The sequence below is a fragment of the Parasphingorhabdus sp. genome, assembly GCF_048267785.1.
Taxonomy (GTDB): domain Bacteria; phylum Pseudomonadota; class Alphaproteobacteria; order Sphingomonadales; family Sphingomonadaceae; genus Parasphingorhabdus.
The window spans coordinates 1-16,001 of record NZ_JBLWWU010000005.1 but is presented as its reverse complement, the minus strand read 5'-3'; the positions used below and the strand labels follow the sequence as shown (position 1 = coordinate 16,001).

Annotated in this window: 16 protein-coding genes; 8 read left to right on the top strand and 8 right to left on the bottom strand. The window is 56.6% G+C overall.

Annotated features, from left to right (window positions below):
• The first annotated feature begins 189 nt into the window (after positions 1 to 189).
• Positions 190 to 387, top strand: coding sequence for a YdcH family protein (locus tag ACN0VD_RS05305; RefSeq protein ID WP_417592376.1), 198 nt, complete (start codon positions 190 to 192; stop codon positions 385 to 387).
• A gap of 160 nt (positions 388 to 547) precedes the next feature.
• On the top strand, positions 548 to 1,003 hold the full coding sequence (locus tag ACN0VD_RS05300; protein WP_417592374.1) for a DUF1465 family protein: 456 nt from the start codon (positions 548 to 550) through the stop codon (positions 1,001 to 1,003).
• 15 nt (positions 1,004 to 1,018) lie between these two features.
• Here ACN0VD_RS05300 and ACN0VD_RS05295 read toward each other — a convergent pair whose 3' ends face one another.
• Positions 1,019 to 2,119, bottom strand: coding sequence for an alkene reductase (locus ACN0VD_RS05295; RefSeq protein ID WP_417592372.1), 1,101 nt, complete (start codon positions 2,117 to 2,119; stop codon positions 1,019 to 1,021).
• A 130-nt stretch (positions 2,120 to 2,249) separates the two neighbouring features.
• Between ACN0VD_RS05295 and ACN0VD_RS05290 the strand changes: the two genes are divergently transcribed.
• From ACN0VD_RS05290 to ACN0VD_RS05270, 5 genes are all read left to right on the top strand, one after another.
• Positions 2,250 to 2,915 (top strand): COQ9 family protein, encoded by a 666-nt coding sequence (locus ACN0VD_RS05290; RefSeq protein ID WP_417592370.1) that lies wholly within the window; start codon positions 2,250 to 2,252, stop codon positions 2,913 to 2,915.
• Positions 2,916 to 3,046: 131 nt separating this feature from the next.
• Positions 3,047 to 3,316, top strand: a complete 270-nt coding sequence (locus ACN0VD_RS05285; protein ID WP_417592368.1) for a FeoA family protein — start codon at positions 3,047 to 3,049, stop codon at positions 3,314 to 3,316.
• Positions 3,317 to 3,319: 3 nt separating this feature from the next.
• Positions 3,320 to 5,179: a ferrous iron transporter B gene (gene feoB / locus ACN0VD_RS05280; RefSeq protein ID WP_417592366.1), complete on the top strand. Its 1,860-nt coding sequence runs from the start codon at positions 3,320 to 3,322 to the stop codon at positions 5,177 to 5,179.
• A gap of 47 nt (positions 5,180 to 5,226) precedes the next feature.
• Entirely contained in the window at positions 5,227 to 5,751 is a 525-nt protein-coding gene (ssb, locus tag ACN0VD_RS05275; RefSeq protein ID WP_417592364.1) for a single-stranded DNA-binding protein, read from the top strand.
• 144 nt (positions 5,752 to 5,895) lie between these two features.
• Positions 5,896 to 7,020: a DUF5700 domain-containing putative Zn-dependent protease gene (locus ACN0VD_RS05270; RefSeq protein ID WP_417592362.1), complete on the top strand. Its 1,125-nt coding sequence runs from the start codon at positions 5,896 to 5,898 to the stop codon at positions 7,018 to 7,020.
• A 64-nt stretch (positions 7,021 to 7,084) separates the two neighbouring features.
• Here ACN0VD_RS05270 and ACN0VD_RS05265 read toward each other — a convergent pair whose 3' ends face one another.
• The 5 genes from ACN0VD_RS05265 to ACN0VD_RS05245 form a co-directional block, all read right to left on the bottom strand.
• Complete coding sequence (locus ACN0VD_RS05265) at positions 7,085 to 7,570, bottom strand: DUF2165 family protein (protein WP_417592360.1); 486 nt, start codon at positions 7,568 to 7,570, stop codon at positions 7,085 to 7,087.
• A 106-nt stretch (positions 7,571 to 7,676) separates the two neighbouring features.
• The gene (gene ribA, locus ACN0VD_RS05260) at positions 7,677 to 8,756 is read right to left on the bottom strand and encodes a GTP cyclohydrolase II (RefSeq protein ID WP_417592358.1); all 1,080 of its coding nucleotides are present in this window, start codon (positions 8,754 to 8,756) and stop codon (positions 7,677 to 7,679) included.
• Positions 8,753 to 9,547 (bottom strand): exodeoxyribonuclease III, encoded by a 795-nt coding sequence (gene xth, locus ACN0VD_RS05255; protein ID WP_417592356.1) that lies wholly within the window; start codon positions 9,545 to 9,547, stop codon positions 8,753 to 8,755. Before xth ends, ribA begins: the two co-directional genes overlap by 4 nt.
• Before the next feature lie 290 nt (positions 9,548 to 9,837).
• Positions 9,838 to 10,467: a LolA family protein gene (locus tag ACN0VD_RS05250; protein WP_417592354.1), complete on the bottom strand. Its 630-nt coding sequence runs from the start codon at positions 10,465 to 10,467 to the stop codon at positions 9,838 to 9,840.
• A 91-nt stretch (positions 10,468 to 10,558) separates the two neighbouring features.
• On the bottom strand, positions 10,559 to 12,874 hold the full coding sequence (locus ACN0VD_RS05245; RefSeq protein WP_417592734.1) for a DNA translocase FtsK 4TM domain-containing protein: 2,316 nt from the start codon (positions 12,872 to 12,874) through the stop codon (positions 10,559 to 10,561).
• Positions 12,875 to 13,047: 173 nt separating this feature from the next.
• On the opposite strand from ACN0VD_RS05245, the gene ACN0VD_RS05240 reads away from it, so the two are divergent.
• A complete protein-coding gene (locus ACN0VD_RS05240) occupies positions 13,048 to 14,280 on the top strand; it encodes a UbiH/UbiF/VisC/COQ6 family ubiquinone biosynthesis hydroxylase (protein ID WP_417592352.1) in 1,233 nt (410 codons plus the stop codon).
• On the opposite strand, the gene ACN0VD_RS05235 is transcribed toward ACN0VD_RS05240, so the two are convergent.
• Both ACN0VD_RS05235 and ACN0VD_RS05230 read right to left on the bottom strand, forming a co-directional pair.
• Entirely contained in the window at positions 14,277 to 15,044 is a 768-nt protein-coding gene (locus ACN0VD_RS05235; protein ID WP_417592350.1) for an SDR family NAD(P)-dependent oxidoreductase, read from the bottom strand. The two genes, ACN0VD_RS05240 and ACN0VD_RS05235, sit on opposite strands and share 4 nt — an antisense overlap.
• A gap of 65 nt (positions 15,045 to 15,109) precedes the next feature.
• On the bottom strand, positions 15,110 to 15,790 hold the full coding sequence (locus ACN0VD_RS05230; protein WP_417592348.1) for an OmpA family protein: 681 nt from the start codon (positions 15,788 to 15,790) through the stop codon (positions 15,110 to 15,112).
• Positions 15,791 to 16,001 lie beyond the last annotated feature (211 nt).

Below are 16,001 nucleotides of genomic sequence, written 5' to 3'. Positions count from 1 at the left end.
TAATTCTCCTCAAAAAAGTAGTTTTTGAAATGAAAAGAGGGCGAAGTTTCCTTTCTTGCTGTGTTGCCAAATTGCGGTGCTAATCTGGCATCATGGTTAAATTGTCTTGGTTTGGACATGAACCATGAATAGGATTAGATTACAAAATTGCTGTGCTGACGCAAGGGGGGAGATTGAACCAGAATGGGGATGAGCGATGAAGAGTTGCAAATGCGGCTCGAACTGCTGAAAATTGAACATCGCGATCTCGACGAGGCCATCACTGCGCTGGTCGAGGCAGGAAATGCCGATCAGCTCAGGCTGGCCCGACTCAAGAAAAGAAAATTGCAGTTGCGCGACCGCATCATAATGATCGAGAATCAGCTCATTCCCGACATTATCGCATGACCCCCAAGCTTTAATGCGGGCTTGCGATTCGTTAACTATCATTATCCACCAGTTAACCCCGGGATTCACCCCGTATCAGTTTGAAACAGACGCTTTCTGGGCTAATCCCTGGCTCGAAATTCCCTGTCCATGAAGGGGTGGATTTTGCTACGGAGAAAAAATGGCAGATCATGAATCCCTTTTGACCGTGAAACTAATGGACGCACTTTACACCGAAGCAATGGTGCTGGCAGACGAAGCGCGCTCCTATTTTGAATCGGGTCGATTCAAGGAGGATTCCTGCGACGACGTCAATCTTGCCGTTTCCTTTTCCTGTGAGTCGCTGAAAGTGACAACACGGTTAATGCACTGCATCGCATGGCTGCTGAATCAGAAAGCCCTGCACAGCGGGGAGTTGACCGAAGGCGAAGCCTGGAACCATGATCGGGCGCTCGGCTATGCGCCCGCGACCGATCAGCCGATGGTTGATCGCTTTCCGGAGGAAGCCCGACAGATCATTGTCGCGAGCGAGGAGTTGTTCCAGCGGCTGCAACGCCTTTCGGCGCAGCTAAAGAGGGAAATCGCATCCGAGACGGCTGTGCAGGACATGGTCCGCCGACTTCAGAACAGTTTCTGATAGGGCGACGCAGGCTCAGGCCGTTGCAGCCGCTTTTTGCTCCATTGTCGGATAGTCGATGTAGCCTTCCGGTCCCTGACTATACCACGTGGGGGTGAAATCGATCGGGTTGAGGTCGGCGCCCGCACGAAACCGTTCGGGCAGATCGGGATTGGTCATGAACGTTCGTCCGAAACTGATCGCGTCTGCCTTGTTCTCGGCAAGTGCTGCGGTCGCATTGTCATAAAAATAATCGCTGTTTAGCACGAGCGGGCGGTTGAAAACCGGACGGATGTCAGGGCTGACCGGCGGCACGTCGGTATTGCCGTAGGTGCCGTGGGCAGGGGGCTCGCGCAGTTCAAGAAAAGCGATCCCGATCTGGTCGAGCAATTTTGCCGCGGCGGTAAAGGTTGCAACCGGCGTCGCGTCATCCGCACCCTGTGAATCGCCATTGGGAGACAGGCGAACCGCAACCCGGTCGCCACCCCAGACATCGACCAGCCGTTGGGTAACTTCGCCGAGCAGGCGGATACGGTTTTCAACCGGTCCGCCATATTCATCGGTCCGCAAATTGGTGCCGGAACGGATGAACTGGTCGATCAGATAGCCATTGGCCGCGTGCAGCTGGACACCGTCAAAGCCTGCTTTTTGCGCGTTTTCTGCGGCATTTTGATAATCGTCGAGAAGAGCCGGGATTTCGGAGATTTCCAATGGCCGCGCTTCGGCATAGTCTTTCTTACCCTGATAGGTCCGGACGCTGCCCGGTGCGGTCGTTGCAGAGGCGGAAACGGGTTTCTCGCCATTCAGGAAATCGGGATGCACTATGCGGCCCATGTGCCAGAGCTGGCAGATGATCTTGCCACCGGCTTTGTGAACCCGTTCGATGACCGGTTTCCATGCCTCGGTCTGCTCGTCGTTCCAGATGCCCGGGGCAAATGGTGTGCCAAGGCCCTGCTGGCTGATTCCGGTGGCTTCCGAGATTATCAGACCGGCACCGGCGCGCTGGCTGTAATATTCTCCCATAATCGGGGTGGGGACAAAGTCGACCGTCGCGCGGCAGCGGGTTAGGGGGGCCATGAACATGCGGTTCTTGGCTTCAATGGCGCCAACGGTGATCGGATCGAACAATGTGGTCAAGATGAAATTCCCTGCAACTGGAGGTGTGACTTGTTAACCAGACAGTTAAGAGGCCACTCCGGTGAATGCAATGGTTTGAACCCAAGCAATTTCTGTTTATATTGATAGCTCTGATTTCAAAGGAACACCCATGTCTGTATCGCTTCCCGAAGACCCTACCCTGGATGAAGTGCGTGGTTTCCTGGCTCCGGCATTGGCCGCGCAGGCGGCGTTTGACGGCTGGAACGAAAAGGCGGTTCTTGCGGCGGCGCAACTGGCTGATATTGATCTAGGTCTCGCGAGACTGGCGTTCAACGACGGGCCGGTCGATATGATCGATGCCTGGTTTCTGGCGGTTGACGAGCAGATGGCGGCAAAATTTGGAGCCGAGCAACTCGCGGCGATGAAAATACGGCAGCGGATCAAGGCGCTGGTCGAAGCGAGGCTGGACGTGCTTGGTCCTGACCGCGAAGGTCTGCGCCGTGCGCTGGCGATTCTGGCGGCACCGCAACATTTGCGCAAGGCCGCGAAAATGGGTTGGCGCGCTGCCGACAAGATGTGGCGGCTCGCCGGTGATACCGCCACCGACTATAATCATTATACCAAACGGACTCTGCTATCCGGCGTTTACGGCGGCACCATCAGTGTCTTTCTGGATGATGACAGCGAGAATTATGCCGACACCCGGGCGTTTCTCGATCGACGGATCGAAAATGTGATGCAGTTCGAGAAGGTAAAGGCCAAGGTTACCGGGCGGGGCGGTGACCGGTTCAGCATGGCGCGCTTTGTTGGACGGTTGCGTTACCGGGGGACCTGAGCAACAGAAGCTCTTTCGAGCCAGAGCGGAGCAGCAGTCTCTGGCGTGGACGATAAATTCACAGAAAAAGACTCGCCAACTTCAATCTATATTGATAATCAATCGCAATTAGAAAGGCCTTGTTGCGATATATGCAGACACCCACAACTCTTGACCAGCTGTCGCTGAACCACAAAGCTGAAATCGTGGCCATCGACTGGGCTGCCATTTCCGATAATGAAGGCCGTCGTCTGCGGGCGCTTGGCATAGATGAAGGCATTGCGGTCGAAAAACTCTACAAGGGCATGTTCGGCCTGAATGATCCGATTGCGCTGAAAGTCGGAAGGATGCTGATTGCGATCCGAAAATCTCATGCCCAAGTAATATCCGTTCAACCGGTTTCGGTTGCGATTCCGGCCTGATCGATGTCGGAAATCGCTCCCCTCATTGCCCTCGCGGGCAACCCTAATTCAGGCAAAAGTGCCCTGTTCAACGCCCTGACCGGTGCCCGGCAAAAAATTGCCAATTATCCTGGTGTCACCGTCGAACGCAAATCCGGTCATTTTACCTTTGCGGACGGCCGACATGCAGAACTGGTCGATTTGCCAGGCAGTTACAGCCTTGACCCGACCAGCCCGGACGAGGCGGTGACGCGCGGAGTTATCATGGGATTGCAAAAGGGCGAGAGAAGGCCCGACGCCATCGTCATCGTGCTTGATGCCGCCAATCTCGACAATCATTTGCGCTTTGCACTTGAAGTGATCGCCCTCGGTCATCCGGTTGTGGTTGCGCTCAACATGATGGATCTGGCGGAACGGGACGGATTGACGCTGGATCCGAAGAAACTCGAGGAGATTCTGGGGGTTCCGGTGGTACCTACCGTCGCGGTACGGCGGCGCGGGCTGGAGGACTTGTCCGTGGCGCTGGAAAAGCGGCTTCGGCAGAAACCGACCCCGCGCGAGCCAATCGTTGTCGAAGGGCGCGATCACGGTTTGCGCAAACAGGCCAAGCAGATTGCCAATCAGGTGATCATTGCCGAAACGGCTGGCCGGCGCTGGTCGGAGCGGGCGGATAGCCTGCTCCTGCATCCTTATGCTGGACCGTTGATCCTGCTGGTGGTTCTCTTCACCATGTTCCAGGCCGTATTTGCCTGGTCCGAAGCGCCGATTGGCTGGATTGAAAGCGCCAGCGGATGGGTCGCGGCGGCCGTCGAAACCAATATGGCACCGGGATTCATTCGCGATTTCATCATTGAAGGAGCCATTGCGGGTGTCGGATCGGTGGTGGTATTCCTGCCGCAGATCCTGATCCTGTTCCTGTTCATTCTTTTGCTCGAAGCCAGTGGTTATATGACCCGTGCGGCCTTCATCATGGACCGGATGATGGCCAGTGTCGGTCTGTCCGGCCGGAGTTTCATTCCGCTGCTGTCGTCTTTTGCCTGCGCCATTCCCGGGATCATGGCGACACGCAGCATCTCGGATCCGCGGGATCGGTTGACCACCATATTGGTGGCGCCGCTGATGACCTGCTCGGCGCGGCTTCCTGTTTACGCGATCATCATCGGCGCCTTCATTCCGCCGACCACAGTTGGTCCGGGGATCGGATTGCAAGGGCTAGTGCTTTTCGGGCTTTATGTCTTCGGCATAGTCGGGGCGATGGTCGTCGCGCTCGTGCTACGGTCTACGGTCACCAAGGGGCCGAACAGCGGTTTCCTGATGGAAATGCCGAAATATCAGTTGCCGAGCCTGCGCGACATATTGATCGGTCTGTGGCAGCGCGCCTGGATATTCCTGCGCCGCGCCGGTACGATTATTTTCGCCGCGACGGTCGTATTGTGGCTGCTGCTCACTTTTCCGAAGGTTCCCGAAGACAGCGGGATGAGCCAGGTCGATTATAGCGTGGCAGGCCGGATCACCAATGTTATCGCTCCTATCGTCAAGCCGATTGGCTTTGACCGGGATATTGCCCTTGCCCTGATCCCCGCCATGGCCGCGCGCGAAGTGGCGGTGGCGGCGCTGGCCACGACCTATGCGATCGATGCGCCGGATGAAGAAGCGGAAGCAAAATCCCTTACCGAAAGGCTGCAAAGCCGCTGGTCGCTGCCGACTGCGCTGGCTTTTCTCGCCTGGTTTGTTTTTGCGCCGCAATGTATCTCGACCATCGCTGTCACTCGCCGCGAAACCAACGGCTGGAAATGGCCGACCTTCATGCTCGTCTATCTTTTTGCGCTCGCCTATGTCGCGGCCGGTATTACATATTGGAGTGCTGTCGCGCTCGGTCTATAGAGTCTCCCAAGAATCGTTAATCACGTTATTTTTTTGGGGAATTTGAAATGGCCGGCGGCATCAACAAAGTCATCATCGTAGGCAATCTGGGCAAGGATCCGGAAGTGCGTACCTTCGCCAATGGCGGCAAAGTCTGCAATTTCAGCGTCGCGACATCGGAAAGCTGGAAAGACAAGCAGACCGGCGAGCGCAAGGAAAAGACCGAGTGGCACAATATCTCGATCTATAACGAAGGCCTGGCCGGCGTTGCCGAAAAATATCTGCGCAAGGGCAGCAAGGTCTATCTCGAAGGCAAGCTGCAGACCCGCAAATGGCAGGACCAGTCCGGCAATGACCGCTATTCGACCGATGTTGTGCTGCAGGGCTTTGACGCGAAAATGGAAATGCTCGACAGCCGCCAGGGCGGCGGTGGCCAGGGTGGTGGTTCCAATGACGGCTGGGGTGGCGGCGCACCTTCGGGCGGCGGTGCGCCATCCGGTGGCGGTTCCGGTGGTGGCTGGGGCCAGACCGGTGGCGGCGGTCAGGGCGGCGGTGCCTTTGACAGCGATCTGGATGACGATGTGCCGTTCTAGGCGATACGATTTGCAACCGGCATCATATCCCGTCCGCTGACATCGAACACTATTTTCATTGACGTAGTGACCTAATACACTAATACTCAATGGAATATAATGGACTGTCGTCGAGGCAGGCCTGTTGGTTCGGGATAAGGATTCATGCGGATATTATTGGCGATATTGGCGGTGCTGTCGCTCTCGACACCCGCATCGGCGCAATTGATCAATGTGGATATCGATATTTCGAAAGCACAAAGGCTGCTCGAGATTGCTTGCTCCGGTGCAGAAATTGTCGATTCAGAATTTACCGCATCCCCCGTAGTGCAGAGTCAGATAGACCATCATCAGGAATTCGGCGCGCGCTTCTCGATGGAGAACTATCTCAGCGGGCTGCGCGCGATGGCCGAGTGTAAAACCCCTGAATCCGATATCTTCCGTTTCAAGTCGCTGGTGGAAAAGCGGGCGTTGATGGAAAAGGCGATCAACCATCTTGCCCTCAATCGTGACGACCTGATCAAACGGGTTCACGACAATCTTGTGCCCTATGTCCCCGCAGATATGGAGTTTGAGGGAAAGGCCATCATTGCTGCTGCCAGTTTTTCTTGCGGTGGCTTCTCCAACCGCGGAATGTTCTTCATCGATTTGCCGTGTCTGGCACCGGATATCGAAGGGGAATATGAAGCTATAGCCCAGCTGATCACGCATGAAACCTATCATGCGATCCAAAGCCAGTTCGCTTCCAGACCGATGGTGTCCAAGGAAGACGTGTCAACCGATATTCAGGCATGGGACTATATGTTTCATCGCCTCGCTATCGAGGGCAGCGCATCGTTCGTCGGAGATATGCGGAATATCAAAGGCGACGGTCGCTATGCAAAATATTCGCGCGACGTGGCGCAACGCAGCTTCCGGCATCTGTCGTATAATTTTCGGTTGCTGGGCATTTTGATGGAAGCGATTGGCAATGATCCGGCGAGCGTCAAAGCACGTTTTCCTGAGATTTACGGACTGGCATTTGATGGCAGTTTTGGTGAACTATCATATTTTACCGGTCACCAGATGACGGCCGAAATCGTTCATAGTTTCGCGGCGCGATCCCTTCCGTGCCTGTTGGCGCAACCGCCAGAAAATTTTGCATTGGCTTATCATGAGGCGCTTGCGGACGGCGATAACCTCGAGAAATCGGAAAATCTCCCGGCTTCCATCGTTGAAATCGCCGGCCGGCTTTCGAAAGAACGGACGACCGCGACGGACATTGATGTTTGTCTCGGCGAAGCAATCTGACGTCAGCAATATCCCGGTTTGCAACACAATTGCCTTTGGCTATCGTCTGGTGACAGCGGCTGACCTATTCGTCGCGCATCCCGACAAACAGAGCGATCAATCCGATCATCCCGCAATAGCGGAAGGCGGCGTCGAGCGCCGCTTCGCGCAGGACCTCGGATCGCCAGAGTTCAAACCATGTTTCGGCAATGACAATCCATCCGGAAAACAGCATCAATATCGCGACCGCACAGCCGGCGAGCGCGTATGTTTTTGCCTGTGAGAAGGCGGCGGCGTCAGCCGCACGTGCGGTCCACATCTGCCATGCTCCGGTCAGGCATAAAATCGCACTGGCAGACTTGAGCAAGATGATCGCCAGGGCCCCGGCCAGGATTATCGCAGGATTGGATGTGGCGCGCCAATCGTCGGCCCATCCGTCAAATGTCGACATCGAAGTGGTAGCAGCCACGGCTCCTGTGGTTCCGCTCCAGTCGTGAATATTCCCGAAGACGCCCAGGACCGCCCAGGTGGCGACGCTCAAAACAAGCAAGATTTTCAAGATGCGTAACATGATTTTCTTCCCCTCCCGATGCTGTCAATAATCTATCTGGGGCGGAATTCGAAGCCATTATTTCCAGATCGATTGGCCACCACCATCGTCTGCATGTTTACAGAAGCTATAATTTATGCCCGGTCCGGTCCCGCTTGGTATCGAGGTAAAATTCATTGTGCGGGTTGGCAGCGATCTTGACCGGCAGGCGTTCTTCCACGGTCACGCCACATGCTTCCAGACCTTCCACTTTTTCCGGATTGTTGGTCATCAATTTGATCTTTGGCACGTTGAGCAATTCGAGCATCCGCGCAGCAATCGAAAAGTCCCGGGCGTCGATCGCAAAGCCGAGCCGTTGGTTGGCGTCGACCGTGTCAAAGCCCTGATCCTGCAATGCATAGGCGCGCAATTTGTTGATCAGGCCGATCCCGCGTCCTTCCTGTCTCAGGTAGAGAAGAACCCCCCAGGTCGCTTCGCTCATCTGATGCAGCGCGGCGTGGAGTTGCGGGCCGCAGTCGCATTTCAGGCTGCCGAGAACATCGCCGGTCAGGCATTCGCTATGCAGACGCACGACCGGCGTGCTGCTGTCGCGCTTGCCGACAATCAGCGCGATATGGTCGGTGGCATCGGCATCACTGCGGAAACCGTAGATATGCGCCTCACTATTGGCGGCTACCGGAAGGCGGGCATGGGCGCTGATCGTGAGAGCCGCAGAATCGGCATAGGCGGTAACATCTTCCGCCTCGACAATATCTTCGGCGTTATCGACTATTACGAAGGCCGGAAGCAGACCGCCATGGCGGGCCATATCCATCGCGGCGGTGGCAGCTCGCGCATTGGTCAGCGTTTCGCTCCGAAACGGGCCTTTCATCGGATATTGCATGTCGAGCACCGGATCGACGATGGCGATAATCTCTGCTGCGGTGACCGGCGCGGGCAGGCTGATCTGTATGGGCAGACTGGGGTCGGCTGCGGCGAACTGGTTGAGCAGTTTCAGTGTCTCTGCACGGCTTGCGGAAATCAGCAGCGAGATGGTCCCGGTCGAGGGCAGGATTTCTTCCAGATCACCGGTCTCGACCGGTAGCAGATTCAGCCGTCTGCCGTCGGCTTCCACGCTGATCGGCCAGCCCCGGCGAAGCGCGGCGATCGCGCGGGCCGCCCCGCGGGCCGCTGCCTTGCCGGCCTCGTCCAGAGGCGTTGGGTTCAAAATTCGAATTCCGTGATCAACGGCGCGTGATCCGATGGCTTGCCCCAGCTACGCGCGTCTTCCAGAACGACGTGGCTTACCGCTTGGTTTTCCAGTTCGGGGCTGACCCATACATGGTCGAGTCGCCGGCCCTTGTCCGATGCGCGCCAGTCCTTGGCACGGTAGCTCCACCAGGTGAACAGCCGTTCCGGATCGGGAATCAGTTTGCGGCCGATATCGACCCAGCCATGGGCGTCGCGCATCTTGTAGAGATGATCAATCTCGATCTGGGTGTGGCTGACGACTTTCAGCAAGGCCTTGTGGCTCCAGACGTCCGACTCGAGCGGCGCGACGTTAAAGTCGCCCATCAGGATCGTCGGTTCTTTGAGATTGGCCGACCATTCGGTCATTCGGCCAAAGAAATCGAGCTTCTGACCGAATTTCGGGTTGAGTTCCCGGTCCGGAATTTCGCCACCGGCGGGAATATAGACATTCTCGATGCGTACGCCGTTTTGCAGCACCGCGCCAACATGGCGGGCTTCGCCATTATTCTGCCAGTCGAACCGTTCGTCCTTGTGCAGCGGTACGCGGCTGATGATCGCGACGCCATGGTGCATCGGCTGGCCGTGCAATATCATGTGATTATAGCCGAGACGGCGGAACATGCCTTCGGGAAATTGTTCGTTACGCACCTTGGTTTCCTGCAGGCACAGGATATCGGGTGCTTCCTCTGTCAGAAAGCGTTCAACGATATCGAGGCGGGCGCGGATGCTGTTAATATTCCAGCTGACGATTTTCAGACTATCACTCATGCGGAGTCTGATAGCCACGCTGGCATAGAAACCCAAGCCCAAAGGCGTAAGGGTTGCGCAGTAATTTTGACGGGTGGAGAAAGTAAAACCCCCACCTCCGGGGGCATTAAGGAGGTGGGGGCAAACTCGCGTTCGTCACGCATAAGATGAGTCGAGATAATTTGGGTCAGGTAACAGGGGGAAGACCTGACTGTCTCTTCTCATCCTGTGTTTTGTTATAGTCCTGTCTTTCTGTCGCGAATATGAACGAAGCCACGATCACATTCTGCTGATCGGTAGCCCGTCTCGGTTCATCGCTTGCCGCGGCTTTTTCGGCGTGGATCGGTCCAGTTGAAGCTACTATTGGCAACCGGCACGCCGAATTTCTGGTTGGATAGCCGGATCGATGTCCGGTTGTTTTTCGAATCGAGGGACACCCATCCGTCAAGGCTCAAGCCGCCCGGTGCCCCCGGCTTTTTGGTGAAAACCATTGTAATTACGCCATATTCTGGACGTTTCGGGTCGCTGACTTCGACGCTCAGAACGTTGGGATTGCGAGTCGGAACGATCTTGCCATATTTCGACAGGTCTCGTTCCGGATTAAGCAGCGCGGCCAGTGGGCTGTTGCTGATCGGCCAGCGCTGGACCTGGTTTACTTCATAGTCGATCAGAGTCAGGGCTTTTCCGTCTCCGACGATCAGCAGATTGGCATCCTTTTGATATTGAAAGCGAATCTTGCCAGGTTGTTTTATTGTAAGCGTCCCGGTCAGCAATTGACCACTACGATCCGTCTGGGTGAAATTCGCGGTCATGGTCGTCATTGCACGCAAATGGTTCGAAATTTGGGAAAGACTGTTGGTAGAGCTTTGCTGGGCTGCCACGGGCATGCTTGCCGTCAGGACCAGGGGCGCGGCGATCAAGGCGAAACCATATTTCAACATTACGAAAACTCCAGATAATCCAGATATCCGCCTAGCCACTGGCGATTGAACGATGGCTTAATCACTTCGTCAGCCAAAAGACCGTATCTCTTTAAAGCGGCTGGCCATGTTGATCGCGTAGCACTTCGCGGCGTCCGATATGGTTGGGGGCGCTGATAAATTCATCTTCCTCCATCCGGTCGATGATCCGGGCCGCAGTATTATAGCCGATCCGCAATTGCCGTTGCAGCCAGCTGGTCGATACTTTCTGGCTCTCGAAGACAATCTGGCAGGCCTGCGTATATTGCCGGTCTTCTTTGTTGTCGCTGAGATCGGCCCCGTCGAGGGCAAAGCTGCCGTCCTCGGGCTCCTCGGTCACGGCCTGGATATAATCCGGTGCGCCCTGGGAGCGCCAGTGATCGGCAACCCGGCGCACCTCGTCATCGGAAACGAACGGGCCGTGGACGCGGGTCAATTGCTTGCCGCCGGGCATATAAAGCATGTCGCCTTTCCCGAGCAGCTGTTCCGCGCCCTGTTCGCCCAGAATCGTTCGGGAATCGATTTTCGAGGTGACGTGGAAGCTGATCCGGGTTGGCAGGTTGGCCTTGATTACGCCTGTGATGACGTCGACCGATGGCCGCTGGGTCGCCATGATGAGGTGGATGCCGGCCGCACGCGCCTTTTGCGCGAGACGCTGGATCAGGAATTCGACTTCCTTGCCGGCGGTCATCATCAGGTCGGCAAGCTCGTCGACGATGATCACGATCTGCGGCAGCACTTCGTAATCAAGCTGCTCTTCCTCGTAGATCGGGCGGGACGTTTCCGGATCATAGCCGGTCTGGACACGCCGACCGAGCGGTTGGCCCTTGGCCTTGGCGGCCTTCACCTTCTCGTTGTAGTTTGCCAGATTGCGGACCGATATCGACGACATCATCCGGTAGCGTTCCTCCATCTGCTCGACCGCCCATTTGAGCGCGCGGATAGCCTTGGTCGGCTCTGTCACCACCGGCGACAGCAGGTGCGGAATATCGTCATAGGTGCTGAGTTCCAGCATCTTCGGATCGATCATGATCATTTTACACTCTTCGGGCGTCAGGCGGTAGAGCAGCGACAATATCATGCAGTTCAGGCCGACAGACTTACCCGAACCGGTGGTGCCGGCGACGAGCAGATGCGGCATCGGTGCGAGATCGGCGATCACCGGATCGCCGGAGATATTCTTCCCGAGAATGATCGGCAGCTTGCCATTCTGCTCTGCGAAACTGTCGCTACCGACCATCTCGTGCAGCACGACCATTTCGCGATTGATGTTGGGCAGTTCTATACCCATGACGGTACGCCCCGGAATGGCGGCGACGCGCGCCGAAAGTGCCGACATGTTGCGGGCAATGTCTTCGGCCAGCTGGATGACGCGGCTGGCCTTGATGCCGGGAGCGGGCTCCAGTTCATACATGGTGACAACGGGGCCCGGGCGGACGGCGTTGATCGTGCCCTTGACGTGGAAATCGTCGAGCACCGATTCGAGCAGGCGCGCGTTGCGTTCGAGTCCGGCCTTGTCGATCACGTTGTTATTCTGTTCCGGGGCAGGGGTCAGCAGGTCGAGAGAAGGCAGGACATATGGTCCGAAGAAATCACCCTGTTTGGCCTTGTTTGCACCCGCCTTTTTCGGAGGCAATGCCCGGTCGCTGATTTCCGGCGGTGGCCGGTTGTCGGGTTTGACTTCCTTGCGCGGAGCAGGGTCTTTTTTGACTTTTGCCGGAACGGCACCGGAACGATCCGGTTCGATCACCAGGCTGTCATCTTTCTGGCCAAAGGGAAGTTTGACCGCCGGAATTTTTAGCGATGCGCCGGAGAACAGGGGGCGATCGAGCCGCAGGCTATAATAGCTGAGGACAAGGCCGCCAACCAGGGACAGGGCGATCAGGATACCGGAAACCAGACCGCTCCAGCTGGCAGAAACGGCGTTGAGAGCGGCAGTGATGCCATTGGCGATCAGCATGCTGGAGAGTCCGCCAAGCCCCGATGGCAATTCCATTTCGGGGTCCGGGACCCATAGCGCCAGGCTGGTCCCGACCAGCAATATTCCGAGCAGGCACCATAGCAGTTGTTTCTTCCAGTCTGGCTGTGGAATGTCCCGCCATAGCCGGTTGCCGAAGACGAGCAGCAGTGGCAGGAGCAGAATGACGGGTAGTCCGATAAGAGTCAGGAGCAGGTCGGACAGATAGGATCCGAAAATTCCCATCCAATTATGTTCCACACTGCCTGCGGAGGTATTGAACGAAGGATCGCTGGGCGAATAGCTGACCAATGCCAAGAACAGGAAGAGGGTAGCCAGCACAATTGTGATGGCCCCGATCAGGGCACCGCTACGCATCAGGCTGAGACGCATGATCTCGCGCCAGTTCGCTTCATTGGCTTTTCCCGCCATCACATACTCCCGTGCCTCACCCCAGCCGAAGGCGGGCATTAACTATCTGCTCCTTTGCGCGAATCGGGGACTCTCCGTCAAGTTTCTTGGCATTATTTTACCGGATTTGCCTTTCTTTCCCTGTCGTCGTTGCCTACCTAGATTCCATATTATGGCTCGGAAAGGCGATCTCCATGGGATTTGAATCTCGGAATAGCGATATCATCATATTGGGAGCCGGCATGATTGGTCTGACCCAGGCGCTGACGCTGGCTGCCCATGGCCTGCGCGTCGCCGTCATCGACCGCGCCGCACCGGAGGATTTGACCAACCCGCAAAATGATGCCCGGGTTTCGGCGATCAACAGCGCCAGCTGGAACATGTTCGACGCTATCGGCCTGGCCGAGAAGCTGCGACCGCATGGGTGCGAGATTGAGAAAATACTGGTCAATGACGGGTTGAAGCCGGGGACACTGGATTTCGTACCGGGCGATGACGAAGGTCCGATGGGTATCATGGTCGAAAATGCTGTGCTGCGTCGGCTGTTGTTCGAAGCGGTTCAGGCCGATGATCGCATCACTATGCACCTGTCGGCACAAGTTGCTTCCTGTGATTGCCAGGAGCATCGCGTCGATATATCGCTCGACAATGGCGAGCAGCTTGCCGCCCCGCTGTTAATTGCGGCGGACGGACGGGGCAGCCGGATGCGGGAAGAAGCCGGGATCATCATGGCGCACTGGCAATATGATCATAATGCGATCGTCTGCAAAATCGCCCATGAAAAGCCGCACGGCAACACCGCCTATGAATTGTTTTTTCCGGCCGGACCCTTTGCGATCCTGCCGATGCTTGACGATGCGGACGGCAGACACCGCTCGGCGATCGTGTGGTCGGTTTCGAGAAAAGACGGGCCAGCCTATGCCAATATCAACAAGCGCGCCTTTGTCGCCGAAATGATGAAGAAAACCGGCGGTTTCCTCGGTGAGATCGAACTGCTCACCGATCGTCCGACTTATCCGCTCGGTTTTCACCATAGTTCGCACCTGACCGCCGAGCGTCTGGTGCTGATCGGCGATGCCGGTCACGGTATTCATCCGATTGCGGGGCAGGGGCTCAACCTCGGCTTGCGCGATGTTGCCGCGTTGACGGAATGTCTCGTTGAGGGTGCACGGACCGGTCTCGATCTCGGCGATTCCCAGATTCTTGCGCGCTATGACCGTTGGCGCAGCTTCGATAATATGATGGTATCGGCAGCCACCGACCTGCTGACCCGCCTGTTCGGCCTGCCGGGCGCAACATCTTCGGCGATCCGGCGCATGGGCATCGGGCTGATTCAGCGCATTGCGCCGCTCAAGGCCCAATTCATGGCGGAGGCCAAGGGTGAAACCGGCGATCTGCCGAAACTGCTCAAGGGCGAACTGGTCTAGCGCGAACCCTGGCCGTCATCGATCTTGATCACGGTTCCGGTCACCGCATCCGAAGACGGGGACACCAGATAGAGCAGGGTGCTGTCCATCTGCTCCGGCTGAGCCACACGCTTGCGCGGGAAATGGACCGAAAAATCGCCAGCACGCTCGATCATCCCGTCGGCCATGTCAGTGGCGAACAGGCCGGGCGCAATGCCATTCACATTGATATGAAATTTTGACCATTCAACCGCCAGGGTTTCGGTGATGCGAACCACCCCGGCTTTGGTCGTCGAATAGAGAGCGGCCCCGCCGCCGCTGTAGCTGGTAGCCGCGATGGATGCGACGTTGACGATCCGCCCCGGCGTTTTCCGGGCGATCAGCGGACGGGCAAATTCGTTCGACAGGATGAAGACGCTGCGCAGATTTGTATCCAGAACATCGTCGATCAGGTCGATCGACATCCGGGTGGCATGTTCGGCATCGACGATCCCGGCGTTGTTCACCAATATGTCCGGTTGGCCGAGCGTTTCGGCGACGGCGGGAATGATTGCCTGAAGCTGTGCTGCATCGCGTACGTCGAGCGCAAAGGCTCTGGCGGTGCCGCCTTCAGCGGTGATTTCATCGACCAGATTTTCCAGCTTGTCCTTGCGGCGCGCCGTACAGGCAACTTTTGCGCCACAGGCGGCCAATATTTTGGCGAAACGACGGCCCAGCCCGGCAGATGCGCCGGTTACGATGGCGGTGTGCCCGCTGAGGTCGATGGAAAAATTGACTGGGGTCATGAACGGGCATCCTCTATATTTTTAAAGAGGATGCCCGTGAATGCGGGATTAACGCAAGCGCTATATTAGTAGCTCAGATCTTCCTGTGCGATCGGAACGATCTTGATTTCGACACGGCGGTTGGCTGCGCGGCCTTCTTCTGTGCTGTTGCTCGCAATCGGCTGGCTTTCACCATAGCCTTTTGTCGCGAGCCGAGCGCGCTGAACGCCGCTGTTGGCGAGGAAATTGGCAACCGATTCTGCCCGACGCTCGGACAGCGCCTGATTATAGGCATCGCTGCCGGTGCTGTCGGTGTGACCAAGGACATCGACATAGCTTTTCTCATAACGTGACAATGTATCGGCAACATTGCTCAGCGTGCTTTGAAAAGCGGGACTGATCGCGCTGCTATCGACAGCAAAAGTCACGTTGGAAGGCATGTTGAGGATCAGGTTGTCGCCTTCGCGCGTCACGTCGATACCGGTACCGGCGGTCTGTTCGCGCAGCTTCTTTTCCTGCTCATCCATATAATAGCCGATCCCTGCGCCGGCGAGACCGCCCAAGCCCGCGCCAACGATCTTGGCGGTGCGGTCATTTCGTCCGCCCAGAATATCACCGAGCAGATAGCCGCCGACCACGCCGCCGAGACCACCGATGGCCGCCTTTGAGATGGTACGGTTTCCGGTTTCCGGATTGGTTACGCAGCCGCTGGTCAGTGCCAGAGCAACGAGCGAAGCCGCTGTTATAATTGATTTATTGATCCGCATTTTCATTCCCCTTATAGGTCACCCTGTTCGATGACGATAACGCCTCGTCGATCAGAAGGTTCCGACTAACGCAATATAAATGAACAGCAACTGACAGCAAACTTGAGATTTTGTAAAACTTGCTGCTAAAGGGCTTATGGCATTTCGCCCTTTCAATGGACAATATGACACCCTTTCCCTGGTTTGACGTCGCGATCATTATTCTGTTGGT

Excerpts from the sequence above, each read along its gene's own strand:
- ACN0VD_RS05270 (WP_417592362.1), top strand. The coding sequence starts at position 5,896 with ATGCGGATATTATTGGCGATATTGGCGGTGCTGTCGCTCTCGACACCC.
- ACN0VD_RS05305 (WP_417592376.1), top strand. The coding sequence starts at position 190 with ATGAGCGATGAAGAGTTGCAAATGCGGCTCGAACTGCTGAAAATTGAA.
- ACN0VD_RS05300 (WP_417592374.1), top strand. The coding sequence starts at position 548 with ATGGCAGATCATGAATCCCTTTTGACCGTGAAACTAATGGACGCACTT.
- ssb (WP_417592364.1), top strand. The coding sequence starts at position 5,227 with ATGGCCGGCGGCATCAACAAAGTCATCATCGTAGGCAATCTGGGCAAG.
- ACN0VD_RS05240 (WP_417592352.1), top strand. The coding sequence starts at position 13,048 with ATGGGATTTGAATCTCGGAATAGCGATATCATCATATTGGGAGCCGGC.
- ACN0VD_RS05250 (WP_417592354.1), bottom strand. The coding sequence starts at position 10,467 with ATGTTGAAATATGGTTTCGCCTTGATCGCCGCGCCCCTGGTCCTGACG.
- ACN0VD_RS05235 (WP_417592350.1), bottom strand. The coding sequence starts at position 15,044 with ATGACCCCAGTCAATTTTTCCATCGACCTCAGCGGGCACACCGCCATC.
- xth (WP_417592356.1), bottom strand. The coding sequence starts at position 9,547 with ATGAGTGATAGTCTGAAAATCGTCAGCTGGAATATTAACAGCATCCGC.
- ACN0VD_RS05290 (WP_417592370.1), top strand. The coding sequence starts at position 2,250 with ATGTCTGTATCGCTTCCCGAAGACCCTACCCTGGATGAAGTGCGTGGT.
- ACN0VD_RS05285 (WP_417592368.1), top strand. The coding sequence starts at position 3,047 with ATGCAGACACCCACAACTCTTGACCAGCTGTCGCTGAACCACAAAGCT.
- feoB (WP_417592366.1), top strand. The coding sequence starts at position 3,320 with ATGTCGGAAATCGCTCCCCTCATTGCCCTCGCGGGCAACCCTAATTCA.
- ACN0VD_RS05265 (WP_417592360.1), bottom strand. The coding sequence starts at position 7,570 with ATGTTACGCATCTTGAAAATCTTGCTTGTTTTGAGCGTCGCCACCTGG.
- ACN0VD_RS05245 (WP_417592734.1), bottom strand. The coding sequence starts at position 12,874 with ATGGCGGGAAAAGCCAATGAAGCGAACTGGCGCGAGATCATGCGTCTC.
- ACN0VD_RS05230 (WP_417592348.1), bottom strand. The coding sequence starts at position 15,790 with ATGCGGATCAATAAATCAATTATAACAGCGGCTTCGCTCGTTGCTCTG.